Genomic DNA, 25522 nt, shown 5'->3' with positions numbered 1-25522 from the left:
CCGCCTCAAATCTGTGTGAACGGAGGGCAGGCGCCACTGACTTCGTTGCATGAAAACGGCGGCCCTGAGCGCAGTGCATGGCTGGCATGTTGCTCAGGGCCGCCGTGGTCGACTTCAGTGGGTGGTCGGTGAGCCTGGCTGGTTGTCAGAAGGAGGGACAACGGGGCCGGGGCCCGCCGCACTGTCGTGTCCCTGCTGCACGTAGTCCGGACCGGTTGGGGCCGAGGCCGGTGGGGGTACCGAACCGGGTGCCGGTGCCTGCCCGGGAGCAGGGGACGGCGGCTGCCCGAGTGCGTATCCCGCATCTGCGGTCGGGGGCACCTGATACGTCTGCTGCTGAGTCGCCTTCTTGCGGTTGTTCAGGTACCAGAAGGCACCGCCTCCGGCAGCTGCGACCACCAGCACTCCGAGGATCACCCAGACCCATGGGAAGGCGGGAGTGTCCTTGCCGGTCACCCGGTACTCACCGGGCTCTTTGAAGGTGACGGTGGTTCCGTCGATCTTCCCGCCGTCGGAGTTGGTGACTTTTCCGGGGAAGGTGACTGACAGGGAGAAATCCAGGTCGTCATCGGCGCGGGAGAGGTCTCCGCTCTCGGTGTCGAAGACGTACTCGTCACCCACGTGCTCAATGAGGTCATTGCTCTCGGAGATCTTCTCCTTCCCGGTGAAGGTGCAGGTGGGACGCCCACCGGATTCGGAGTAGGTCGCCTTGGCGTTCGCCAAGGATCCTGAACCGGTCGACTCTTCGCAGCTCTCCTTCAGATCGTCCGATGATGAAGAGTTCTTCTCGTTTCGAGCGACGGCCACCTTGTAGTCATAGGTGTCGTCCTTGTTAATCGTGATATCAACGGTGTAGGAGCCTCGGCTGTCTTGACTTGTTGAGGCGGGCGTCAATGCGTTGCCCGCAGGGGAAACAAGTGCGAGGGACGCAAGAAGTGGGATGAATGTCAGTGCGCGCAGGCTGGGACGCAGGGGAGTAGTTGCTGCCATGGGCATCACCCTAGACGATTGTCGGAGGTGATACAGGCGAACGTACGGAAAGGGGCAGCCGATATAACCTGGGATAACAGCGGAGAAAAGAAAAAGGCTGAAAGAAGGTGCGGGGCTCCGGAGTCGTAAGACTCCGGAGCCCCGGTGGCATGGTGTGAATCAGTGTGAATCAGGTGTCAGTAGGTGCCCTGTCCGGGCTGGGGTCCGCCGTAAGGCGACTGTCCGGGCTGGGCCTGAGGGGTGCCGTAGCCCGCCTGCTGGCCGGGCTGGGCCTGAGGGGCACCGTAACCCGCCTGCTGGCCGGGCTGGGCCTGAGGAGCACCGTAACCCGCCTGCTGACCGGGCTGGCCGGGGAAGGCCTGGTTCGGGTCGTAGCCCTGAACGGGAGCACCATAGGAGGGCTGGCTCTTGTTCTTCTTGCTGCGGATGATGAAGAAGGCGGCAGCACCGCCGACCACGGCCAGGGCTCCCACGCCGACAAGGATCCACACCCAGATGGGGATGGAGCCGTCCTTGCCCTTCACCTTGTGGTTCATCGAGTCGGTGAAGGTGACCTTGTTGCCCTCGACCTTGCCGCCGTCGGCCTCAGTGACCTTGCCGGGGAAGGTCACCGAGTAGTTCAGCTCAAGACCCGGTACCGAATCGGCAGTGCTAGAGCTGCCGCCCGACGTGGCATCGACGATGTACTCGCCCTTCTCGTGGGTGATTCCCTTGGCGTCGGCAATCTTCCCGGATCCCTCAATGGTGCAGGTGCGGGTGTCGCCTTCCTCCTTGAAGGTGAACTTGGCGTTCTTGTAGTAGTCATCGGAGCTGATCTCGTTGAAGCTCTCTGCGGAGCAGGAGTCTTCGGTCAGTGCCTCGACGCCGGTTGAGGAGTCGATCATGTCCATGTGGACGTTGTAGGTGTCGTTGGACTTGATGGTGACGTCGACGTTCATGGTGAGCTTGACGTCGAAGTCTGCCTGAGGGGCGGCGTGACTGGGAGTCGTGACCAACGCAAGGGTCGCGGACAGGGCGAGGGCCGCGAGAGCCGTCAATGCGGATAAGGGCGCAGGGATGCGGCGGGTGGCTGCAGGTGTCATGGGCCCACAGTAGCGGTTTCGATGCCGGGTTGTAACCGGGGCTTCATGGGGATCGCTCCCCGGCGTGGGCTGTCACTGAGGCTGCTGCGGTGGGGGCCACCCGCTGTGCTGCGGAGGCGCCTGCGTCGGAACGGGAGGATAGGTGCTGTCGCCCGTCCCATCGGGGGCGCTGGGCTGCGACGGTTGTCCGAGGTATTGCTGGTACTGCTGCTGGTACGGATGATGAGGCGTGGACTGCGCGGGGAACTGCTGAGGTTCCGGCTGATTGGGATGGAACACCTGCGATGCGGGGCCCGGAACGGGGAAGGCTTGCGGGTGTGGTCCTGGCTGGGGCGGGCTGCTCCGCTGACGGCGTCGTACAACGACTGCCATCGTGATGAGTCCGATGACCACGAGCGATCCGACGCCGCCGATGATCCAGGGCAGGAGCTTGCTGGTCGTCAGCGCGGAGGCGGGACGGTCCTTGCCCTTGACCACGCGGCCCGTGAAATCGGTGAAGCTGACGGTGTTTCTCTCGTTGCCCTCGACTTCTCCGCCATCGCTCTGGGTCACCTCCCCGGGGAATGTGGCGGCATAGGACAGTCGCAACTTCGGTGATGGCTCCTTTCCGTTCAGGGAGCTGGTGTCGATGGAGTACTCGCCGTCCTTGTGGCTGATCGCGCCGTTGGTCTCAGAGATCTTCCCCTTCCTCGTTATGGTGCAGACTCGTTTGTCCTTCCCGTCGTCGAATTTCGTCTCAGCATTGGCGAAGATATTCGGCTCCAGGAGGAAGTAGTTCAGGGTGCAACTGCCCTCTGTGATGGGGGGAACCACGCTGTAGTCCGTCTGGTCGGTGATGACGAAGGATGCCTCAAAATTGTCATCGCTCTTGACGGTGACTTTCATTTCGATAGTGATATTCAGCTCGTCTGCCGCTTGCCCTGGAGGAGAGACTAGAGCCATCACAGCGATGAAGGTGAGGACAGCCAGTGCACTCAGTGCGGCATGGAGTCTCCTGGTGGTGACGGCACAGCTCATGACGTCACCCTAACCGTTACCTGGGCCCTCGGCGGCCGTTTGCGTAGCAATGTGGTGGTAGCCGGCTTTGTCCGTCCGCCTTGGTCTCAGGGTCGGTCCTGGGGCGGCCGGAAGTCCGAGTGGCCGGTTCCTTCCTGGTAAGGCATCTGCGCGTAGCCGGGGCCTGCTGAGTGTCCCGCGTATCCCGTGTCCTGGGGTGGAAAGGCGACGGCACCCGGACCCGGGGCGACGTACGGGGAGTAACCGGCTTGAAGATCGGCAACGGGATAGACCTGGGTCGGCCCCGGCGTCGGCTGCTGGGCGCAGGGAAGAGGTGACTGGTACGGCCCGCTGATGTAGACGTCTGACGGGATCGCGCCGGCAGCCCCGGCATCCTGCGGGACCCCGCCGTATGGGGAAGCCTGACTCATCTGCTGGGCGCGCCGGACTCGCAGAAGGTAGATCACAACCCCCACGATGATGAGGAGGACGATGCCACTGGCTATGGCAACCATCCACCACCGCAGGTGGAACCTCCCGTCCTCGCCTTCGGCGTGCAGGCTGTCTGAGCTCTCCAGCGCATTGTCCCAGGTGACCTTGTTGCCCTCGCTCCTCCCGTTGGACTTCGTCACCTCGCCGGGGAAGGTCACGGACACGGCGACCTTGGTGCTGCCCCCGATGTTCTGGGAGGGGAGCTGCGGGTTCTTCGAGCCGAGCTTGCTCAGTGAGCCTGGTGACAGGTCGAAGATGTACTGCCCGTCCTTGTGCTTGATCGTCCAGGTGTCAGTCTGAAGCTTGCTGAGTGGAACCGCCTTGGCGGTGACCTGACAGGCCGGATTGCTGTTGTGGGACGTGTAGGTGTAGGTCGCCTCGACGCCTTCGGGGAGCGGGGAGGACTTCCCCAGGTCCTTCTCTGTGCAGGTCTCCTTGGTGATGAGGTGCAGGTCGGATGAGTCCCACATGATGTAGGTCAAGTCGGCGGTCTCGTTGTCATGGATGACGAAGTCGTAGTGGACTCCGCAGCCGGCCAGGATCAGGGTGAGGGCGGCCAGTGCCGCCCAGGCCACTGGCCGCGGGACGTTGCGAGAGGCATCATTCATGCTTTGAGTCTAAAGCGGCGCAGCTCCTTGCAGGGGAGTACCCGCCTTCAGTGGCTAGTCCTTGCGCGTGCACCGCCGGCGTGACATGTGCCTTGTGGGGCGCCGCCGCAGAACGACCGCCGCCAGGGCTCCACCGACTGTCACGAGGCCGGCGGACAGCCAGATCCCCGACCTGCTCCACCAGGACACGCCCCTGGAGTTCTGCGCGTAACCCGAGGCGCTGACGCCCTTGGCCACGGTGTCGGGGTCGTCCCACGTGACCGTGGTGCCTGAGACCTTGCCTCCGCCGGACTGCGTCACCGCGCCGGGAAAAGTGACTGAGACCTTGGTGTCGACGACGCCCCTGAAGGAGGTGCTGCTCGGCTGGGGCTCGCCCTGGCCTCCCGACGGCGCAGCTGCGGCCTCCGGCGTGGCCCCGGCTGCGCCGTCGGCCCCGCCGGTCTCCTGTGAGGGGTCGGATGAGAAGGGCTGGATCGTCACCTTGTAGAGGTCGCCGTCGCGCACGACGATCGTGTTCGGCTCGGCGGACGAGGCCTGGGGAACCTTGACGCCCCTGATGCTCACCTGGCAGCCGAGCCCGTCGTCGCCGGTGATCGGCTCGGCCTTGATCGTGGTTCCCTCAGGTACGCCCAGGGCGGCCGGGTCGGAGTAGGCGGAGCAGTCGGGGGTCTTGCCCTGGGGGAAGACGGCGCCGGTCGTGTCCCGCATCTCCAGGGCGACGTCGTAGGAGCCCTGGGAGCTGATGGTCATGTCCATGTGAGCGGTGCAGGCGCTCAGTGCCAGACAGCAGGCGGCCACGATGGTTGACCGAGCGGCGGCACCAAACAGCAGACGGGCCCGGGGGCGCACGAAGGAACGCGTGGGGCTGGACGCGGGAGACGGCGCGACGGACATGCGGGCACGCTACACGCTCGCACTGGACCTTCACTGAGGGCGGAACGATGTCGTTTCAAAGGCGGCAAAAGCCGTCATCCTCCCGAATGTGGCCGATCACATGCCGGTGTGGCCGGGCCGAGTGGCCGAGTTAGGACCTTCGGCGATGTGACCTCGGGCGCCACGTGGGGGAGGATTGCCCTCGACCGAGCGGGTCTCCAACGGCGCGCTCACCGGATCAACATACCCAAGGAAGGGACTCGCATGACTGTGTCTGAGAAGGACGTTCGCGCCGCCGCGCCGGCTAACGCTCCTGAGGATGTCATCGAATTCGTCACGCGCATCGCCGAGCTGGCCAAGCCCGAGAAGGTCTACTTCACGGACGGTTCACAGGAGGAGTGGGACCGTCTGACCACCGAGATGGTCGAGTCCGGCGTGTTCACCCGCCTCAACCCCGACAAGCGCCCCAACTCCTTCCTCGCGCGCTCCCTGCCCAGCGACGTCGCCCGTGTGGAGTCCAGGACCTTCATCTGTTCCGAGAAGGAGGAGGACGCCGGCCCGACCAACAACTGGTACGACCCGGTCGAGATGAAGAAGATCCTCAACGAGAAGTTCGACGGCGCCATGCGCGGCCGGACCCTCTACGTCATCCCCTTCTCCATGGGTCCCCTGGGCGGCCCCATCTCCCAGCTCGGCATCGAGCTGACCGACTCCCCCTACGTGGTGGTCAACATGCGGATCATGACCCGCATGGGCTCGGCCGCCATGGACCTCATCGCCGAGGGCCGCCCCTGGGTCCCGGCCGTGCACTCCGTCGGCGCGCCGCTGGCCGAGCACGAGAAGGACACCACCTGGCCCTGCAACGACGAGAAGTACATCACCCACTTCCCGGAGACCAATGAGATCTGGTCCTTCGGCTCCGGCTATGGCGGCAACGCCCTGCTGGGCAAGAAGTGCTACGCGCTGCGCATCGCCTCGACCATGGCCCGCCGCGACGGCTGGATGGCCGAGCACATGCTCATCCTGCGCCTGACCAATGAGAAGACCGGCAAGCAGTACCACGTCACCGCCGCCTTCCCGAGCGCCTGCGGCAAGACCAACCTTGCCATGCTCCAGCCCACCATCCCGGGCTACAAGGTCGAGACCGTCGGCGACGACATCGCCTGGATGCGCCCCGGCCCCGACGGCCGCCTGCGCGCCATCAACCCCGAGGCCGGCTTCTTCGGCGTCGCCCCCGGCACCTCCTACGACACCAACCCCATGGCCATGGACACCATGAAGGCCAACACCATCTTCACCAACGTCGCTCTGACCGACGACGGCGACGTGTGGTGGGAGGGCATCGACGCCCCGATGCCGGAGCACCTCATCGACTGGCAGGGCAACGACTTCACCCCGGCCGATGCCGCCGAGGGCAAGAAGGCCGCCCACCCCAACAGCCGCTTCACCACTCCGGCCTCGCAGTGCCCGATCATCTGCCCCGACTGGGAGGCTCCCGAGGGCGTGGCCATCGACGCCATCCTCTTCGGCGGTCGCCGCGCCACCAACGTGCCGCTGGTCGCCGAGCAGTACGAGAACGCCCACGGCGTGTTCATCGGCTCGGCCGTGGCCTCCGAGGTCACCGCCGCCGCCCTGGACGCCAAGGTCGGCTCTCTGCGCCACGACCCGATGGCCATGCTGCCCTTCTGCGGCTACCACATGGCCGACTACTGGACGCACTGGCTGGAGATGCAGGAGCAGCTGGGCGACAAGTTCCCCAAGGTCTACCAGGTCAACTGGTTCCGCAAGGACGAGAACGGCAAGTTCATCTGGCCCGGCTACGGCGAGAACTCCCGCGTGCTCGACTGGATCGTGCGCCGCGCCTCTGGCGAGGCCGGGGCGATCGACGGCGTCACCGGCCGCTACCCCAAGTTCGAGGAGTTCAACCTCGAGGGCCTCGACCTGGGCGAGGAGGAGTGGGCCAAGATGTACGACATCGACCCCGAGGCCTGGTCCGCCGAAATGGACGACACCGAGGAGTACTACAAGCAGTTCGGCGACAAGCTCCCCGAGGCCATCAAGGAGCAGCTCGCCAAGTTCCGTGAGCGCATCGCCAAGGCCAAGAATGCCTGATCACGGCTGAGAGCCTTCCCTGCGAAGGACTCTGACGGGGGCTCCCACCGGTTCGCCGGTGGGAGCCCCCGTCTCTCTGTCGCACCGAGGTGGTGAGTGGTGCCCATCGTGACGGGCAGATTCCTGTGATGTAAAGGAATATAGTGGAAATAATACGGCGGGCGGGTGGGGCATCTATGGTGCTGCATCGAACCGCGGTGCGCCATGCGGAGGTGGTGAGAGTGGAACGTCGAGAAAACTTCTACGTAAGTAATGTCCGCGGCATTCTAGGCGAAGATGGTATTGGTCGCTATACCCCAGACGGTTCCTTTGTGCGCCTCAAGAACCCCTTTAGAGGTTGGGCTACTCTCAAGTGTATTCATGAGGGCGACTGCAAGCTGATCCTGCGCAGGTCGACGATAGTGAGATTGGCTGCGGTGGCAGTGATAGTCATCTCTATTGCGTGGCTGTTCCTTCTTAATATGCGCCTGAGTGATTCTCTTTCGCCGGAAGATACTCACCTTCTTCTCTGCCTTACTGTAGGGGCGCTCGCGTGGGCGGTGAACACATTGCGGCGCCGAACTGTTCTTAGCGAATCGGGCATTGAGATGCGGGGACTGCTCTTCGCAGAGTTGCGCCCCTGGCCCGCAACTCGATCGAAAATAACCTTCTCCACTATCGAAATCGGTAGGCACTGTCCGTATGGAGTGCTTATCTACCGAAATCGATTGATGTTGATCAATGGGGCGCTAGACGACCTTATTAGACTACCGGGAAGCGTATCCTGGGTGGAAGGCGAATACATGATTGAGCGGATTTGGTCATTCGCCGAGGAGAGGGGCTGGGTGGTCTCCGATCTCGGTAATCTTCAGGCGGATCCTGAGATGGTACGGGCTCGCGGAGAGATAGATAGGACGGCGATCGCGAATCGAAAGGAGTTGACCTACTGTGCTCCCGCTGTGCGGAAGCTGAAGGAAATGATGTGTAGTTGGGGCGTGATCATGTTCTTCATGGCTGCACTCCCCCTCGCGGGAGCGCAGGACGTGCTCAGGGATGACGCTCGCGATGTTTGGCTTGTAATGCTCGGAGTGACTCTACTCATCCTTGGTGCTATTCCCGCGGTGATTCTATTGGTGGGAATAGTGTCCTGCTTTCGGAGGACGTTGGTCCGCCGGGCGGGGATTCAAGTCAAGGGACGGGTTATTCCGTGGCCGGAGTCCCGCTCTGACTTGTATGTCGCAGGTGATCGAGTCTTCTTAGCGGGGCGCGATGGTTCGCCCGTTCCCCTGCCTGCGACGGGGCTGGGGATCGGTGGTTTTAAAAAACGGCAAGAGAGGGCGATAGCTCAGTGTGAATCCATATGGCTCTGGGGAGTGACTCATGGTGTCGCAGAAGAGCATGGCCGATATATCCGTCTTCAGGACGAAGACATGCAACGAGACAGAGAAGTGTTTGAGATACGTGCAGGATTGAGATCATCGGCCACATTCAATGGTTGATTGCATTTCCTGGGAGAGGGTGACGTGTGATGATATCTTTTACGAGCCGTTCTGGTGGCGCCGGGAACACCTCTGGAGGTTCCGGAAGCAGGCGCCCAGTCAGGAACAAGTCGCTGCGGGGGTGGACGACTGAGACCTCAGATGGACGCCTGATACTGAGGCGCTCAGTGCTCGTTCGGTACGTCGCGATGGCGGCGGCCGTCGTGGGAGTCGCCTGGATGGCGTCAACGGGGGCGCAATTGCTGGGCTCGCTGATGAGCGGCTTCTATCGCTCCGATGACATGTATGTTCTTATGATGCTCAGCATTCCGACGATCTGGGGGATAAATGTTACGCGACGTAGATCTGTTCTGAGCGAGTCCGGTGTTGAGATGCGGCGTCTTCTGTTCACTGAGCGACGTCCTTGGACGTCAGTGCTCTCAAGGTTCACGCTTTCGACGCTTGATATGACTGCGCCTGGATCCGAAGGAGGAATCGATCGAACTCGGATCGTACTCGTGAATGGTGATCGTGACGATCTCATCAGGCTTCCAGGTTGTGTTCTCGGCATGACGCTGGATGATTCCAGCAACAGGGGCTCTGCTGCTCTCCGGGCCATGTTGAATTATGTCCGACGACACGGCTGGATCGTCTCTGACGCTGAGTCGGTTCACGAGGATCCTCGGCTGGTGGAGGCTCGTCAGAATCATGGGGCCGACAAGATGATGAGAAAGAGTCGTGTTGTGTTCTGCACCCCAGTCTGGCGCAGAATCAAAGAACATCTCTGCAACGGTGGACTCTTCCTTATCGGATTGGGGGTACTGTTCATCCTCATTAGCGTTCAGCAGCTATTCTATGAAACAACCTCGGTGAGTGACTCGGATCGACTCTACGCGATACTGTTTCTTGTTCTTGCTCCCGTATTAATGGCCTACCCCATATACAAGATCTATGGATGCTTCCAGCGAGTAGTCGTGGATGACCGAGGAATTCGTGCCGGGAGGAGGACCTGCGCCTGGCCGGAGTCCCGCTCCGACCTGTTCGTCGTCGGGGACAGGATCTTTGTCGTGCATGCCAACGGGAGGCAGATCGCACTGGACGGTGCCGGTGTCACATGGGGGAACTTTCGTCGGAGGCAGGAGCAGTTGGTCGCCCGCTGTGAAGCCATCTGGCTCTGGGGTGTCGCCCATGGAGTCACCCGAGAGAGCGGCCGGTATATCGCCGTGCAGGATGAGGGCATGCAACAAGAACGCGAGATACTCGAAAAGAGCATCGGTTTGATGATCCCGCGGCGAGATCAGTCCGCTTGAACCGGAACGCCGGGCGTTCGTCGACGCCGAGTGGGCATGATGTCCTGGACCAACTCGGTGCGTGCGGAACGCGAGCGAGGGGTACCCGTACGAGGACGCCGTCTGGTACTGAGGCTGACACGGGGACTGATTCTGGGGAATCGGCATCGACCCATTCCTGGGGAGTGCGTCGGTTGCGATGACAGCGTAGGAAGTCAGGCTTCCCGCGGAAGTGGCCTGTGTCGGCGTATCAGCCAGCGGAATCTTCGATGCCAGAGCCCCAGCTCCTCCGCCCGAGTGGGTGGGGTCCTATCTCGTCGTCGTTTCGGAGGTCACCGCTGTGTAACGTGGCGTCATGCGCGAGTACTCACCTGATGGGTTCATGTCGCCAGGCTCCTCCCACGTGGCTCCAGCGGCCGACGGCGCACAGATGGGTCAGACGATCGACGAGGCCGTCGCCGACCTGGCGCTGCGAGCCACTCGGTACCTGCGCACCCATTTTCGCGATCGTGTCACCATCGGAGACCTCTCGGCGCACCTCGCCTACAGCCCCTCCCACCTCACCCGGGTCTTCACGGCCGCCGTCGGAACCTCGCCCATGGACTACCTGGCTGCCTGGCGACTGCACAAGGCCAAGCACCTCCTCGTCGCCCACCGGATGGGCGTGGCCGAGACCTGTCACGAGGTCGGCTACACCTCGGTGGGTACCTTCAGCCGGCGCTTCCTGCGCGACGTCGGAACCCCGCCTGGCGCCCTGCGTCGCATCGCCGACCGGATCGCCGAGCAAACCCTGCCGGCCGTAAGCCTCCTGGTACCGGCGGCGGGGAGGATCCGCGTACGCCCGGAAGTTCCGGAGAAGATGCGCCGTGCGCTCGGACCTGCCCCCTACCAGTGGGTCGGCACCTTTCCCCGCCCCGTCCCCAGCGGGCTGCCGGCCACCGGGACACTGCGTCGTGGTATTGACGAGGTGGAGCTGCCCGTGGTCCCGGACGCTCCCTGGATCCTCGCCACCGTTCTTCCCGACGGTGCCAGCGTCTACGAGCACCTGGCCCCCGCGAGCCCGCTCGTCGCGCGACTGCCCGTCCCCGAGGTTCCCGTCGCCGGCCCCGTCACCCTGCCGGTGCGCGCCGCCCTCCCCTGGGATCCCGCGGTCCTTGTGGCCCTGGCAGCGATGGTGGTCTGATGGTCGTCTGAGTCGGCCTGAAAGGGGCACCGCTCAAGAGAGCAGGATCGGAGTCGTTAGCGGTGCGCCGACCGGTCTACCGTCGTGGAGCGTTATGACGTCCCTCGACATGCAGCTGGAGTAAGGAGCCACTGATGACCGACATCACCGCCAATGCCCTGCCTGTGCCCGCCGAGCGCCTTGCCGGCTTTCCCTGCTGGATCGAGCTGTACACACCGGACATCGACGCCTCGGCCGCGTTCTACCGGGACCTCCTCGGCTGGGAGATCACCCGCAGTGAGCCGGACGAACCGCTGACCACCGAGGTGCATCACGGCGGCCGGCTCATCGGCTCCTTCGAATCTGCCGCCCAGGCCCCCGGTGGTTCAGGCTGGCGGGTGAGCTTCATGGTCGACGACGTCCGCACCGCCGCCGGAGCCGCGGAGAGAACCGGAGGGAGTGTCGTTGTGGAACCCACTCGCGTCACTGAGACCATGGCCTACGCCCTCGCCTCCGATCCCGACGGTAACGTCATCGGGCTCCTGGAAGATGAGGATTTCGAGGGACCCTACCCCTACCAGGCCGGGATGCCGGTGTGGTTCGACGTCCTGGCCAGCGACCTGGAACTGGCTGAGCGCTTCTACCGGGAGGCCGCCGGGTGGCCCACCCGCCGGCTGACCATTGACGACCAGGAGCAGTCCTTCTACACGAGCGTCGTCGGGGGCAGATCTGTGAGCGGTGTGGGCCGGGCAGGCTATTTCGGGGGTGAGGAGGCCCCCTCGCGCTGGCGCATCTACTTCGGGGTCAAGGACGCAGACGCCGCCGCTCAGCGGGTGCGCGAGCTCGGGGGAACCATCGTCGTCGAGCCCATCGACTTCACGTTCGGGCGCATGGTGGAGGTTGCTGATCCGTACGGGGCGCGCTTCCTGCTCACCACCTTCTGACCCGCACACAGCGGCCGGGCGGGGTCACTGATGACCCCGCCCGGCCGTGTCCGGAGAGCGAGAGCGCTGGATGCTGTGAAAATGCGGAAGGAAGCACCCTCATGGCTGGACACTGCCCAGTGTTACCCCGCCTGCCGGTCCTCGGCGCCCCCGTCCGCTTCGGAGACCGCGTCCGCCGTGACTCTCTCGGGGTCCAGCAGCGCTAGGAGCCGCTCGGTCTGCCACGGCAGGATCCTGCCTTCGCCGAAGACCAGCTGGGCCTTATCGGGGTCCTCGACGACGTCGTCGGCCAAGAGCCCCAGCAGGTGCGCCAGCGGCATGCGCCGACCCTCCAGCAGGTCGAGCAGATGCGCCAGGGCCCGGTTGCTGCTGTGATCCAGGTTCGCCACCTGGTGCTCGCCCACGCCCACGGCCAGGTCGCGCCAGTGCAGGAAGAAGCGGATCGTCTCGCCCTCGGGCAGAGGCAGCCGGGTTCCACGCCCCGCCGTGCGCAGGCCCGGTGAGGCCGAACGTAGTCCCAACGGAGCCGTGTAGCCCTCATAGAGCCGCTGATCAACGGTGATCCGCCCCAGGTGTGCCCGCCGGTGCAGGGCCTCCTCGACGGTGCGAACCACCGCGGCGTCGGCGGGGCCGGGACGACGGGTGGAGGGGATGAGCGTCGTCTTGGTGGCTCTGTCAACTTCGATTGGCCCCATGGTGACGGTCTGTTCTGGCCCCATGTCTACCCGGAGACCGGCTTGACCGAATCTTCACATTCCCTTGCCCCGACCTTGGTGTGGGGCTTCGAGGCTTGTGGCCATGACCTCGAACGAGAACTCTTCCCGTACCGTGCCGCTGGTTGCCCTGGGTGTCGGCACCATCGCAGCTGCCGCCCTGGCCCTGGCCGCCCCTGACCTGACCTCCGGGTCGGGGATGGAGGGCATGCCGATGACCCACTACATGGGGCTGTTGGCCGTGCGTCAGCCGTGGAACCTGCTGTTGTTCATGGCGCTTCCGGTCGTGCTGGCCGAGACGCTCGCGATCACCGAGTTGGTGATGCTGTTGGCTCGTCGGGGTGAGCGTCCGGCGCCGGGATGGGTGACGAAGGTGGGCCACTGGGCCGGGTTGCTGGCCGGGCCGGTGTGGGTGTTCATCGGCCTGCACCTGCTTATCACTGCCGTGGTTCCGCTGACGGTCAATGGTGGCTGGCGTGGCCCCGCGGACGTGATCGCTGTCCTGTCGTACCTGGCCGGTGGCGTGCCGATGCTGGTGATCAGCCTGCTGGAGGCCGAGCTCTTGGGCCGCGACGAGACCGGGCGCCTGCGCCTGCACGTGGCGATGGTGGCGGTGTTCCTGGTGGTGGCCCACGTCGCGATGATCTTCGGCATGCTCGACCCTGCCGTCATGGGCTATTCGCCGAAGGCGCCGGCCTCGGTGCAGCACGACATGGGCAGCATGTCCGGCATGAACCACGACATGGGTGGCATGACGGACATGGACCACTCGACGATGATGCCCAGCTCCGCCCCGTCGAATTGATCCCCGGCCGGGTCCGTGGTGAGGTGGTGTCATGAACAGCGCTTCTGTTGCGGTTGTACCGAGTGTCCTGGTCGTCGACGACGAGCCGGTGCTGTCGGGCACGGTGAAGAACTACCTCGAGCGGGCCGGCATGTCGGCCCAGACCTGCGGGGACGGGCTGGCCGCGCTTGACCTTGTCCGGGCCACGGCCCCCGACGTGGTGGTGCTGGACCTGGGCCTGCCGGGCATGGACGGGGTGGAGGTGTGCCGCCAGCTGCGCACCTTCAGCGACTGCTACGTGTTGATGCTCACGGCCCGCGCCGACGAGGTCGACAAGCTGATCGGGTTGTCGGTCGGCGCGGACGACTACATGACCAAACCGTTCAGCCCGCGTGAGCTGGTGGCTCGCATCCAGGTGCTGCTGAGACGCCCCCGCGCCGGAAGTACGGGCGCCACGGCCGCGGTGGTGCACCGCATCGGCGCCCTCACCCTGGACCCGTCGTCGCGTCGGGTGGAGCTCGACGCGTCACCGGTGGAGCTGACCCGTACCGAGTTCGACCTGTTGCAGGCCCTGGCGGAACACCCCGGCTGGGTGCTGAACCGCCGCCAGCTCACCGACGCCGTGTGGGGCGAGGACTGGGTCGGCGACGACCACCTGGTCGACGTGCACATCGCGCACCTGCGCAAGAAGCTCGGTGACGACCCCTCCCAGCCCCGGTTCGTGCAGACGGTGCGCGGCGTCGGCTACCGGATGGGCCAAGGGCAGTGATGCCGCGCAACCCGCGCGGCAGTTGGGGACGCCGACTGCTGTGGACCCAGATGGCCGTGGTGGCGGCGATGGCCGCCACCACGGTGCTGACGGCACTGCTGGTCGGCCCGGCATGGTTCCGGATGCACATGCTCGAAGCCGGCCACGCCCAGCCCGATGTCGTCGAGCACGCTCAGCAGGCCTTCCACGACGCGGGCCTGGTGTCACTGGCCGTGGGTCTGGGCACCGCGATGCTCGCCGCCCTCGGGGTCGCCACCGTCCTCAACCGGAACCTGTCGCGCGGGGTCGAAGCCCTCGTGGACGGCGCCCAACATGTCGCCGCCGGACACTACGACCAACCCGTCATGATGACCTCGGCCAGCCCCGAGCTGGCCCAGGTCGCCGACGCCTTTAACCACATGGCCAGCCAGATCGCCTCCACGGAGCAGACCCGACGACGCATGCTCACCGACCTGGGCCATGAGCTGCGCACCCCGCTGGCCGCCACCCAGGTCACCCTCGAAGGACTGCAGGACGGTGTGGTCGACTTCACCCCCGCAAACGTCGAGATCCTGCTACGGCAGAACCAGCGGCTGGCCGCCCTGGCCGCCGACATCTCTGAGGTCTCCCGCGCCGAGGAAGGCAGCATCCCACTGTCGCTGAGCCACCAGGACCTCGACCAGATCGTGACGGCCAGCGTCGCCGCAGCCCGGCACGCCTACGACGCCGCCGGGGTGACGCTGCACGCCCAGACCGTTCCCGGCCTGCGCGTCGACGTGGATGCCGCTCGCATCGGGCAAGTCCTGGACAACCTGCTGCGCAACGCCCTGCAACACACGGTGGGCGGCAACCGGGTCGAGGTCGCGATGAGACACGAGCACGACCGGGCCGTGGTCCGCGTCACCGACAACGGCGTCGGCATCCCCACCGAGGCCCTCACCCACGTCTTCGAACGCTTCTACCGCGTCGAGGGCACCCGCACTCGCGACGTCGACGGTGGAACCGGTGTCGGCCTGGCGATCTCCAGGGCCATTGCCCGCGCCCACGGCGGTGACCTGACGGCCCACAGCGACGGCCCCGGCCACGGCGCAACCTTCGCGCTGACCCTGCCCACCGTGACTTCTTGACCAGATCTTGACCAACCCCTGCCGGGGCTTCATCCGGGCCCGACAGGCTCAAGGACATGAACACACTTTCCCGCCGCCACGTCCTGTTCACCGGTCTCGGCCTGGCCTCGGCAGGGGCCTTGAGCGCCTGCGGCGCCAAGAACACCCCGGCCGCAGCACCCGCCGCGCCGAACTCCCCATTGACGATCCCCAGCCAGACCCCGCTGGTCGCAGCCCCCGGCACGAAGACCGTCAACCACGTCCTCACGCCCCGGCCGGTCACCCTCGATCTGGGCGGCGTCACAGCCAGGACTTGGGCCTACGACGAGACCCTCGACGCCCCCGTCCTGCGGGCCCGCGCCGGAGACCTGCTGCAGGTCCGCGTCGAGAACAAGCTTCCCACCAGCACCTCCGTCCACTGGCACGGCATCGCGCTGCGCCAGCCAAGCGACGGCGTGCCCGGCGTCACCCAGCAACCCATCGAGGCCGGCAGCAGCTTCACCTACCAGTTCGTCGCCCCCGACCCCGGCACCTACTTCTTCCACCCCCACACCGGGGTGCAGATCGACCGCGGCCTGTACCGGCCGCTGGTCATCGACGACCCCGCTGAACCCGGCCGCTACGACCACGAGTGGATCATCACCCTCGACGACTGGGCCGATGGCGTGGGCACCTCACCCGATGACATCCTCGCCGCGTTCAAGGCCCAGAACGGCACCGTGTCCAGCGGCATGAACCACGACATGGGCGGCATGGACCACGGCATGTCACCCTTGGGTGACGCCGGGGACGTCACCTACCCCCACTACCTCGTCAACGGCCGCGTCCCCGCCGCGCCCCGCACCCTGACCGCCAAGCCCGGGCAGAAGGTACGACTGCGCGTCGTCAACGCCTCCTCCGACACCATCTTCAAGCTCGCCCTGCAGGGCCATCGACTCACCGTCACCCACACCGACGGGTTCCCTGTGACCCCCACCCAGGCCAGCGCCGTCTACCTCGCGATGGGAGAACGACTGGATGCGACCATCACCCTCGGCGACGGCGTGTTCGTGCTGCAGGCCGCGCCCGAGGGCAAGAAGGGCACCCTGGCCCGCGCCATCGTGCGCACCGGCTCCGGCAACGTCCCGGCCCCGGACACCCGCATCGCAGAACTCGACGGCAAGGCCCTGCTGACCACCCAGCTCAAGCCCGCCGACAGCGCCCGACTGCCCGACCGCAAGCCCGACACCACCCTCGACGTGGCACTCAACGGCCAGATGAAGCCCTACGCGTGGGGCCTCAACGGCAAACGCTTCGGCGAGGACACCCCACTGGCGCTCAGCCGCGGCCAGCGCGTGCGGCTGCGGATGACGAACATGACGATGATGGCCCACCCCATGCACATCCACGGCCACACTTGGGCCCTGCCCGGCAGCGACGGGCTGCGCAAGGACACCGTCCTGATCCGCCCCATGGAGACCGTCGAGGCCGACCTGCAGGCCGACAACCCCGGCACCTGGATGCTGCACTGCCACAACATCTACCACGCCGAACTCGGCATGATGACGACCCTGCGCTACTGACATCTCCCGGCCGATGTCGGCCACCCACGCCTGCCCTGATGGCGCGGCTGCCCCCTTGCGGCAGCCTCACCATCGCCGTCTGCAGAGCTTGACCAGACCTTCACCAAACCTCGCGAGCTCATTGACCTCGCCCCGTCACCGTGGAAGTGGAAGGAAAACCCCTTCCCCGAGCAGACAAGGACACGCCATGTACACGAGCCCCGACCAGGCCCCCCGCTCCTTCGGCGAGGCCCCCCGCCAGCCCCTTACCGGCCCAATGACCGACCAGGACCCCACCAGCACCACCCACCAGCACGGCAACTCCCACCAGCACGGCAAGTCCCACCACTGGATGCACCTGCTGATGTGCGCACCGATGCTGCTCGTGGTCGCCGGCTACCTGTGGGCCGGACGTGCCAGCCTCGCCGCCGGCGGTGTCCTGGCCGCCCTCGTGCCCGCCATCAGCTGCATGCTCATGATGTGGCTGATGATGCGCATGATGGACCACGGATCCCAGCACTGACCACCGCCCGCCATCCACCGGCAGCACCGTCTCGAGGAGCAACCCATGAACCACCCGGCAGCCACCGCCACCCACGACCACACCACCCGCTACACGTGCCCGATGCACCCCGAGGTGACCAGCGACCAGCCCGGCCGCTGCCCCGAGTGCGGCATGTTCCTCGTCGATGCCGACGCTGCACCCGCCACCCACCAGCACGGACACGGCCGCCAGAACGGACATGCCCAGCAGCACGACACCCACGACAAGGGCACGTGGCTCTGCCCGATGCACCCCGAGGTGACCAGCGACCACCCGGGACGCTGCCCCAAGTGCGGGATGTTCCTGCAACCCGCCGACGGTGGGGACGCGCCGGCCGCACAGCACCACGACCACCAGCACCCCACCGGCGAGCCGGCGGTGGTGGCCGGTGCGGTCGCTGCAGGGGACTGGACCTGCCCGATGCACCCCGAGGTCCGCAGCGACGGCCCCGGTGACTGCCCGATCTGTGGCATGGCGCTGGAGCGGGTCTCGGCCGGGCTCGACGACGGCCCGAACCAGGAGCTCGTCGACATGCGTCGCCGGTTCCGGGTGGCGGCGGTGCTGAGCGTGCCGCTGGTGGCGATGGTGATGGTTCCCATGGTGCTGGGGCGTGCGCTGCCCGGCAGCGTCGCGCCGTGGCTCGAGCTGGCCCTGTCGACGCCGGTGGTGTGGTGGGCTGGGTGGCCGTTCTTCGTGCGCGGCGCGAAGTCGGTGGTCAGCCGTCACCTGAACATGTTCACCCTGGTGTCGTTGGGTGTCGGTGCCGCGTGGCTGTACAGCGTGGTCGCGGTGCTGGCGCCGGGGTTGTTCCCGTCCGGGATGCGGGCGATGGACGGCCGGGTCGGCACCTACTTCGAGGCCGCGGCAGTCATCATCACCCTGGTGCTGCTCGGCCAGGTCCTCGAGCTGCGGGCCCGCGACCAGACCTCCGGTGCGATCCGCACCCTGCTCGACCTGTCACCGGCCACCGCGCACCGCATCGGGGCCGACGGCACCGAGACCGACGTGCCGGCCGCCGAGCTGCAGCTGGGCGATCGGTGCCGGGTGCGGCCGGGCGAGAAGGTGCCGGCCGACGGCACCGTGGTCGATGGTCACGCGTATGTGGACGAGTCGATGATCACCGGCGAGCCGGTTCCGGTCGACAAGAGCCCCGGTGACCGGGTCATCGGCGGCACGATCATCCAGGGCGGCAGCCTGGTGGTGGAGGCCACTGGCCTGGGCGCCGACTCGACCCTGGCCCGGATCGTCGACCTGGTCTCCCAGGCGCAGCGGTCCCGTGCTCCGATCCAGGGACTGGTCGACAAGATCTCGGCGGTGTTCGTGCCGGTCGTGATCGCCGTCGCCCTGGCCACCTTCGGGTTGTGGCTGGCGATCGGGCCGCAGCCGCGGCTGCCGTTCGCGATCGTGGCCGCCGTCAGCGTGCTGATCATCGCCTGCCCGTGTGCGCTGGGTCTGGCCACGCCAATGTCGATCATGGTCGGGGTCGGGCGCGGCGCCAGCGAGGGCGTGCTGGTCAAGAACGCCGAGGCCCTCGAACGACTGCAGAAGGTCGACACCCTCGTCGTCGACAAGACCGGTACCCTCACCCAGGGCCGCCCCAGCCTGGTCGACCAGCAGGGCGTCGACGGCCACGAGGATGCCCGGACACTGCTGCTCGCCGCGGCTGTGGAGGCCGGCTCCGAACACCCCCTCGCCAGGGCGGTGGTCGATGCTGCCCGCCAGACGGGACGCACGGTGCCGGCGGCCAGCGATTTCGCCGCCCACCCGGGTGGCGGTGTCAGCGCCACCGTCGACGGTCAGCACGTGCTCGTCGGCAGCCCCGCCTTCCTGGGCAGCCAGCACGTCGACACCCATGCCCTGGACGCCGTGGTGGAGGCCTACCGTCGCCGTGGCGCGACCGCGATCGTCGTGGCCGTCGACGGCAGGCCCGCCAGTGTGCTGGCCATCGCCGACCCGCTCAAGGCGACCACCGCCGGCGCGATCGAGGACCTGCGTCGGCGCGGGATGAAGGTCGTCATGCTCACCGGCGACAATGCCACCACCGCCCGGGCCATCGCCGACGAGCTGCGCATCGACCAGGTCGTCGCCGACGTCCTGCCCGACCAGAAGCACGGCCACGTGCAGGCCCTGCAGGCCCAGGGCCACACGGTCGTTATGGCCGGCGACGGCGTCAACGACGCCCCCGCCCTCGCCGTGGCCGACGTGGGTGTGGCCATGGGCACCGGCACCGACGTGGCCATCGAGAGCGCCGACGTGACCCTGCTCGGCGGTGACCTGGCCGCCCTGGTCAAGGCCCGCGACCTGTCGGTCGACACGATGCGCAACATCCGCCAGAACCTGGTCTTCGCGTTCGTGTACAACGTGGTCGGTATCCCGCTGGCCGCCGGCGCCCTCTACCCGGCCTTTGGCTGGCTGCTGTCGCCCGTCATCGCGGCCGCCGCCATGGCCCTCAGTTCGGTCAGCGTGATCACCAACTCGCTGCGGTTGCGCCGTCACCGCTGACCCCAAGAGCCCAGCCGGTCGTTGTTCACCCCATCACAGATGCCCGGGCTCGGGTGTGGGCGAGGCGGTAGGAGTTTGTGCCGGTTTCGATGATGGTGGCGTTGTAGGTGAGGCGGTCGACGATTGCTGCGCACATGCGGGGGTCGGTGAAGGTGTCGGTCCAGGCGGAGAAGGACTGGTTGGAGGCGATCGCGATGGCGTTCTTCTCCTCTCGTTCGGTGAGGACCTGGAACAGCAGTTCGGCGCCTCGCCGGTCGAGTTCCAGGTAGCCGAGCTCGTCAATTACGAGGAGGTCGACGCGGCCGTAGCGGTTGATGGTCTTGGTGAGTTGTTTCTCGTCGGCGGCTTCGACGAGCTCGTTCACGAGCCGGGTGGCGAGGGTGTATCGGACGCGGTAGCCCTGCTCGGCGGCGGCGGTGCCGAGCGCGATGAGCAGGTGGGACTTGCCGGTGCCGGAGCCCCCGATCAGGCACAGCGGGTCGCCGCGGCGGATCCAGTCGCCGGTGGCGAGCTCGTTGATGGTGGCCGGGTTGATGTTGGGGTTCGCGGTGAAGTCGAAGTCGGCGAGCCATTTCTCGCGGGGGAAGCCGGCGCTCTTGATGCGACGCAGGGTGGAGCGGCGGTCGCGGTCGTCGACCTCGGCCAGGAGGAGTTCGGCGAGGAAGCCCTGGTAGGTGAGTTGTTCCTTGGTGGCGGCCGTCACGGCGTCGTCGACGACGGCGCGGATCGTGGGCAGCCGAAGCCGGCGGCAGGCTTGGTCGATCGCGGCCTGCGCGGCTTGCTCGGTGAGGCCCTGACGACGGCGAAGGCTCTCGGGACGGCTGGTGCTGGTGGTGGTCATGGGGTTCCTGTCGGGGTGTGGTGGTGAGTCTCGGCGGGGGCCGGGGCGGGATCGGGTTGGCGTCGGCACAGGAGTTCGTCGTAGGCGGTGACGGTGGGCAGGGGCCGGGTGTCTTCGGGCAGGTGCGCGATGACCTGGTGCGGGTTGGTGGGGCGTCGGGGTGGCAGGTTCACGACCGTCCCGCCCCTGGTCTGGCTGGCTGGGGCGGGTGTGTGGGTGGTGGCATGGCGGCGGGCTTCGACGGCGACGACGTCGGGGCTGATCGCGCCCACCGACAGGGCCGAGGTGATGCCGGCGATCACCGCGTCGGACGGGAGGGATCGGTGGAGCAGGAGCACGTCGATCAACGCTTGGGTTCCGGCCACGTCGCCGCTGGTCTTGCGGGCCGCGGCCCAGAACGCGTCGTGGGCCGCGGTGAATGCTCCGGCGGCGCGGGCCTGCGCGAGGGCGGTGGAGCCGCGGAACGCGCCGGGCTTGTGCCGCAGCACTTCGAGGTAGTGGTCCAGCTCGACCCGGGTCACGCCACGGGTGCCGAGGCGAGGGTGGGTGGCGAGGACGGTGCGGCCCTCGAACACGACCACGCACGAGGCCCGCAGGGACACGCGGACGCGTTGGCCGATGAGGTGCGCGGGGACGGAGTACTTGACCATGCGGACGGTGATCAGGGCGGAGCGGTCGACGCGGGGGTGGAGGATCAGGCCGGGGTCGAAGTCGTCGGCCGGCAACGGTGCCAGGTGGGGCAGCTCGGCGTGGTGGTCCTGCCCGATCGTGTTGGCGTGGCCGGTGATGCGGCGGGTGTTGTCGTCGTGCTCTCAGGCGCGGATCTTGTCGTTGAGTTCGTCCAGGGTGGCGACTTCGGGCATGGGGGTGAGGTGGTTGCGGCGGAACCATCCGACCTCGCCCTCGACGCCGCCTTTCTCGTGGGCGCCGTCGATGCCGGGCTGGCAGTAGAACGCGTCGAAGCCGTAGTGGGAGCGGAACAGCACCCAGCGTTCGTTCTCGTCGCGTAGCCGGTCGCCGCCGTGGATGACCTGGACGACGGCGGAGGTGAGGTTGTCGTAGCGGATGTGGCGGGTGGGGATGCCGCCCAGGGCGTGGAAGGCCTCGATGTGTCCTTCGAGGAAGGCCTCCTGTCCGCCGGTCGGGTAGACGCGGTGGATGGCCTTGCCGGAGTGGGACAGGCGGTAGACGAACATGTGGCACTTGGTCTTGACGCCGTCCAGGATGACGTAGACCTCGCCGAAGTCGACCTCGGCCTCCGCGCCGGGGGCGTGGTCCTGCGGCACCATCGCCTCCACCCGGCGCCCGGCCTCCAGATCGATCTGCGCGCGCCTGACCCGGACGTAGTCCCGCACCGTGGAGTAGGACAGGTCGGTGGCGCCGTGCTCGTCGCGCAGCCGGGCCAGGATCCTGGTCGCGGTATGGCGCTGCTTGCGCGGCGCGGTCAGGTCATAGGTGAGCATCTCGTCGATCGCCGGCTTGTACGGGTCCAGGCGCGGTGCTGTGCGGACCGGTTTCTTGCGGGGTGGGGGTTCGGCTGCGGCGAGTGCCTGGCGGACGGTGCGGCGGTGGACTCCGTGTTTGCGGGCGAGCTCGCGGATGGACAGGCCATCGACTCGCGCGTCGTGGCGGATGTCGGCGTACAGCTGCACTCGTGATCCCATCTTGGCTCCCTTGCCCTCGCGACTGGTTCCCAGTGATGGGGACCAGCGTGAAGGGGTGGGGCCAGTTCAGACCGTCAACACCCCGGCAAGTCGCACGCGGGGCCAGATCAGGCCGTCACAACGGGGCCGAACCAAGTTGTCACAACCACCCTTGCCGGTACAACAAGCCGACCACCGTGGAATGGCTGGTCCGGAAGCGACCTGTTTTGCCAACGAGAGCCCGCCAGTCTGTGACGACGTCGTCTCACACCCCAAGTATCCCGGAGCGCTGGTCATGGGCAATAGTGGAGGACGCTGCGAAGTGATCTGGCTCTGGGGTGTCGCGCTCTATGCCGCCCGTGAGACCGGCCGCTATATTCCCATTCCAGATGCGGGCATACAGAAAGCGAGAGGAGACATTGGCTTGGCGGTACCTCGTCAGAGATAGCGGTACTCAGAGCAGGGATCCGAGCGTCAGCTGATGCTAGTCGAATAAGGACTGCCAGAGGCGGGCTGGAGCATCAGCTGCTGTAGGACACTATCGTCGCTGACACGTTCGTGTACTCGACAGCCGAAAAACTATGGTGTTCGTCTGTGCAACCTGATGTTGTGCAGGGGTGCTGCTGGTTCCAAACGACTGTCACCGTAATTATTTCAGAGTAACATGAGTATCATGTCTTGGAGATCTTCAGAGAAGAAGTCCGAATCACATGGTTGCTGTCATTACTGTCAGTATTTCCTCGGGGGTTCTGCTGTCAACGCAGGCGACGGGCGCCATTCTCGATTTTCTGGGTCTCTAGTGAGAGGCGGCCAGTTTGATGGTGGCGCTAAGGACCGCGCTGGGTATGTGGATTATCGAGAAGTAAAATCAAGAATTAAGTCAGGATCTGGAGTCCTGTTTCTTTCTGTAAGTGCGTCACTCATTACGGCATTATTTTGTGTGTTATTGGTAAAATTAGTGACGGGAAACTTTGGTGACTCCTTTCTGGGAGAATTCTTAGATCTGGCACTCCGTTTGTCAGGCTCTAGTTTTAGATCGGATGTCGTGGATGTCGGTGCTGTCGTCGCTGGTGCGGAGGTCGCTCTTGCTGCACTTTCGTGGAGGCAGCATAAACGCCCTGCAGGCGAGGGTGTGCGGCGTGTTGGGATGATGTGGTTGATTGATGTTTTCGATGATGCTCGAAGGGAGGATATTGCTGCTGATCTTATGCGTGTGCTGACTGCATGTTTTGGTGCCCTGGTTGTGGCGTTTTGGGTAAGTGTTTTTGCGGCTCAATACTGCGGGATTCAGGTCGATGGCGATGTTTTTGTTGGTATAGTTCTAATATTCACGTCCGGCGTGATCGCTCTATTGCCTCTGCTTTCGCGACCGAGTGGAAATGGTGTGGTTCGAGACTATGCTGTGGCGCTGCAGAATGTGGTCTCGTGGGTGCGATGGGGGTGCGTCTCTAAATGGATGACTTGTCGTGGGCGTGTGTCGGTGCCGAGGGCGGTGGGTGGTTATGCTGTCACATTTGCGATTAGTGCAGTGATGTTCGGGCTCGCGTGGTGGGCCTGTGCGGGGGTGGGCGCTGTCGGATTCGCAATACTGTACGGGATGGTTTGCTGTTTATTTGTGTGGTTGATGGTGGAAGACGTTCCTAATGTTATTCTCAGTAAACCTTTTGCAAGATTTGCGGCCATCTTTAATTTTATTTCAGTTTCTATTGCTGCTTTTGTATTGCCGAGCTTTGTGGCGGTCCTTAAGTTTGGGGTGGGTGGTGCGTGGCCTACAATGTGTGCGTGCATTGTGTGGTTAATTGTTATGTATCTATTCATGTTTCGCGGCATAAAAGTCCCGGTGTTGGCGGGTTTGATGTGTTTTCGTTTGTGTCGATATCAAAATGCCTTAAAGCGAATCTATCTAGATCTTGTGGAGGGGGAGATGTTGCATGATCGGGATGAATTAGGTGACGTCGCAAATATACTGATCCCGATGGGGAGTGTAATTCTGATGGAGGGTGAGAAACCTCCGGGCGTCTCTTGTGCGAAAGTGTGGTCGCGCCGGGCGGGCGCGATGGTCCCGGAGGAGGGGAAACCTCGCAGGCCTGGTCCTCACGCCGTCGATCTTCGGGCATATGTCGCAGAGACGTTGGGCATCGTTCTTCCTGGAACGGGGACGCCTGCGCTGCCCTCACGGGTGCGGTCGTCCAATAGCGCTATCGACGAGTGGCATATCGACTCATCGTACTAAGTGACTGCTCGCGATCTTCTGTGAGGGCTATGCCTCTCGGGTCAAAGTGTCCTTGCGGTTCCGCGTCGGAGTCAGCCCGCTTGAGTCTGCGCGGCGAGGGCCCGGTGGCGTCGGATGAGGAGGACGGCTGCAATGATCCAGCAGACCGCGCCGGCGCAGATCCCTGCCATGAGCGACCACATGAATGGGCGGAAGGTGAGCCCGGCGCCCACGAGGACCGTATCGGTGTCGCTCAGGTCGTCGCATGAGACGCGGTAGTTTCCCGCTTTCGCGGTTTTGAATGTCAGGGCGGATTCGTAGTCGCCGTTGTTGTTGGAGATATGCGATCCGGTGCTGCGGGAGACGGGGACCTCCTTGCCGTCAGGGGCGGTGACGGTGCAGGTGCTGACGATGGCGTCCTCCGGTACGTAGAGGGTCCGTTCCTCGTTGCTGCTCAGGCTGACCTGCTGTCCGTTGGTGATGACGTCTCCACTGGTGGCGATGCTGGCGGCGACGATGACGGAACCGATTCCCGCGATGAACGCTCCCAGTAATGGGCCGGTGATGAACAGGATGATCGCTGCAACCAGCTTCCCCGCATGGGTGGGACGAGGGCGCTGCTGTCCGTAGGGAGGCACAGCCTGATAGGGAGGCTGGTACGGCTGCTGGTACGGGGGCTGATTCTGGGGAGTCGACATCGATCCGTTTTCTGGGTGTGCTTCAGTTGTCGTCGTAGCGTAGCAAGTCAGGTTTCCTTCAGAGCGGCCTGTTTCGGCATATCAGCTTGTGGATCCCTCGATGCGGGGGCCCCGGCCTCTTCGCCGTGAGCGGGCTGTGCAGATGTTCCGTACCCAGGGACGCGAGTCGTCGTTTCGGAGATCAC

20 protein-coding genes and 1 pseudogene are annotated in these 25522 nt (G+C 65.3%); 12 read left to right on the top strand and 9 right to left on the bottom strand.

Going from position 1 to position 25522, the window contains the following annotated elements:
• Positions 1–114: 114 nt before the first annotated feature.
• The 5 genes from BKH33_RS07650 to BKH33_RS07630 all read right to left on the bottom strand — a co-directional run bounded on the left by BKH33_RS07650 (position 115) and on the right by BKH33_RS07630 (position 5062).
• The gene (locus tag BKH33_RS07650; RefSeq protein ID WP_003780879.1) at positions 115–990 is read right to left on the bottom strand and encodes an LppM family (lipo)protein; all 876 of its coding nucleotides are present in this window, start codon (positions 988–990) and stop codon (positions 115–117) included.
• A 176-nt stretch (positions 991–1166) separates the two neighbouring features.
• Positions 1167–2072 (bottom strand): LppM family (lipo)protein, encoded by a 906-nt coding sequence (locus BKH33_RS07645; protein ID WP_003780963.1) that lies wholly within the window; start codon positions 2070–2072, stop codon positions 1167–1169.
• A gap of 72 nt (positions 2073–2144) precedes the next feature.
• Positions 2145–3089, bottom strand: a complete 945-nt coding sequence (locus BKH33_RS07640) for a hypothetical protein (protein WP_003780982.1) — start codon at positions 3087–3089, stop codon at positions 2145–2147.
• Between the two features lie 86 nt (positions 3090–3175).
• On the bottom strand, positions 3176–4168 hold the full coding sequence (locus tag BKH33_RS07635; protein ID WP_003780931.1) for an LppM family (lipo)protein: 993 nt from the start codon (positions 4166–4168) through the stop codon (positions 3176–3178).
• A gap of 54 nt (positions 4169–4222) precedes the next feature.
• Positions 4223–5062, bottom strand: coding sequence for an LppM family (lipo)protein (locus tag BKH33_RS07630; protein ID WP_003780978.1), 840 nt, complete (start codon positions 5060–5062; stop codon positions 4223–4225).
• A gap of 243 nt (positions 5063–5305) precedes the next feature.
• Between BKH33_RS07630 and BKH33_RS07625 the strand changes: the two genes are divergently transcribed.
• The 5 genes from BKH33_RS07625 to BKH33_RS07605 all read left to right on the top strand — a co-directional run bounded on the left by BKH33_RS07625 (position 5306) and on the right by BKH33_RS07605 (position 12005).
• Entirely contained in the window at positions 5306–7153 is a 1848-nt protein-coding gene (locus BKH33_RS07625; protein WP_076142678.1) for a phosphoenolpyruvate carboxykinase (GTP), read from the top strand.
• A gap of 221 nt (positions 7154–7374) precedes the next feature.
• The gene (locus BKH33_RS07620) at positions 7375–8631 is read left to right on the top strand and encodes a hypothetical protein (RefSeq protein ID WP_232621522.1); all 1257 of its coding nucleotides are present in this window, start codon (positions 7375–7377) and stop codon (positions 8629–8631) included.
• Between the two features lie 167 nt (positions 8632–8798).
• On the top strand, positions 8799–9920 hold the full coding sequence (locus BKH33_RS07615) for a hypothetical protein (protein WP_232621521.1): 1122 nt from the start codon (positions 8799–8801) through the stop codon (positions 9918–9920).
• A 334-nt stretch (positions 9921–10254) separates the two neighbouring features.
• A complete protein-coding gene (locus BKH33_RS07610; RefSeq protein ID WP_076142677.1) occupies positions 10255–11082 on the top strand; it encodes a helix-turn-helix domain-containing protein in 828 nt (275 codons plus the stop codon).
• A gap of 134 nt (positions 11083–11216) precedes the next feature.
• Complete coding sequence (locus BKH33_RS07605; protein ID WP_003780980.1) at positions 11217–12005, top strand: VOC family protein; 789 nt, start codon at positions 11217–11219, stop codon at positions 12003–12005.
• 122 nt (positions 12006–12127) lie between these two features.
• Here BKH33_RS07605 and BKH33_RS07600 read toward each other — a convergent pair whose 3' ends face one another.
• Positions 12128–12700, bottom strand: coding sequence for a hypothetical protein (locus tag BKH33_RS07600; RefSeq protein WP_082246448.1), 573 nt, complete (start codon positions 12698–12700; stop codon positions 12128–12130).
• Between the two features lie 103 nt (positions 12701–12803).
• Between BKH33_RS07600 and BKH33_RS07595 the strand changes: the two genes are divergently transcribed.
• The 6 genes from BKH33_RS07595 (at position 12804) to BKH33_RS07570 (ending at position 19943) form a co-directional block, all read left to right on the top strand.
• Positions 12804–13523, top strand: coding sequence for a DUF6803 family protein (locus tag BKH33_RS07595; RefSeq protein WP_008733373.1), 720 nt, complete (start codon positions 12804–12806; stop codon positions 13521–13523).
• A gap of 31 nt (positions 13524–13554) precedes the next feature.
• Positions 13555–14271, top strand: a complete 717-nt coding sequence (locus BKH33_RS07590) for a response regulator transcription factor (protein ID WP_003780993.1) — start codon at positions 13555–13557, stop codon at positions 14269–14271.
• Positions 14272–14321: 50 nt separating this feature from the next.
• On the top strand, positions 14322–15377 hold the full coding sequence (locus BKH33_RS07585) for a sensor histidine kinase (protein ID WP_003780895.1): 1056 nt from the start codon (positions 14322–14324) through the stop codon (positions 15375–15377).
• A 56-nt stretch (positions 15378–15433) separates the two neighbouring features.
• On the top strand, positions 15434–16918 hold the full coding sequence (locus BKH33_RS07580) for a multicopper oxidase family protein (protein WP_003780972.1): 1485 nt from the start codon (positions 15434–15436) through the stop codon (positions 16916–16918).
• A 187-nt stretch (positions 16919–17105) separates the two neighbouring features.
• Entirely contained in the window at positions 17106–17420 is a 315-nt protein-coding gene (locus tag BKH33_RS07575; protein WP_003780894.1) for a hypothetical protein, read from the top strand.
• A gap of 45 nt (positions 17421–17465) precedes the next feature.
• A complete protein-coding gene (locus BKH33_RS07570; RefSeq protein ID WP_003780908.1) occupies positions 17466–19943 on the top strand; it encodes a copper-transporting P-type ATPase in 2478 nt (825 codons plus the stop codon).
• Between the two features lie 25 nt (positions 19944–19968).
• Here BKH33_RS07570 and istB read toward each other — a convergent pair whose 3' ends face one another.
• Entirely contained in the window at positions 19969–20784 is an 816-nt protein-coding gene (istB, locus tag BKH33_RS07565; RefSeq protein ID WP_003780969.1) for an IS21-like element helper ATPase IstB, read from the bottom strand.
• Positions 20781–22448, bottom strand: a pseudogene (istA, locus tag BKH33_RS07560) (IS21 family transposase). The gene istB and the pseudogene istA overlap by 4 nt, the downstream one beginning before the upstream one ends.
• Positions 22449–23274: 826 nt before the next feature.
• Here istA and BKH33_RS13665 point away from each other — a divergent pair.
• Positions 23275–24660, top strand: a complete 1386-nt coding sequence (locus BKH33_RS13665) for a hypothetical protein (protein ID WP_143228808.1) — start codon at positions 23275–23277, stop codon at positions 24658–24660.
• A gap of 71 nt (positions 24661–24731) precedes the next feature.
• On the opposite strand, the gene BKH33_RS07555 is transcribed toward BKH33_RS13665, so the two are convergent.
• Positions 24732–25277, bottom strand: a complete 546-nt coding sequence (locus BKH33_RS07555) for a hypothetical protein (RefSeq protein WP_232621520.1) — start codon at positions 25275–25277, stop codon at positions 24732–24734.
• Positions 25278–25522 lie beyond the last annotated feature (245 nt).

Origin of the sequence: Actinomyces naeslundii (assembly GCF_001956585.1) — a bacterium.
GTDB classification, from domain to species: domain Bacteria; phylum Actinomycetota; class Actinomycetes; order Actinomycetales; family Actinomycetaceae; genus Actinomyces; species Actinomyces naeslundii.
The sequence above is the reverse complement of the archived record's forward strand: the minus strand, read 5'-3'. Positions and strand labels throughout refer to the sequence as shown.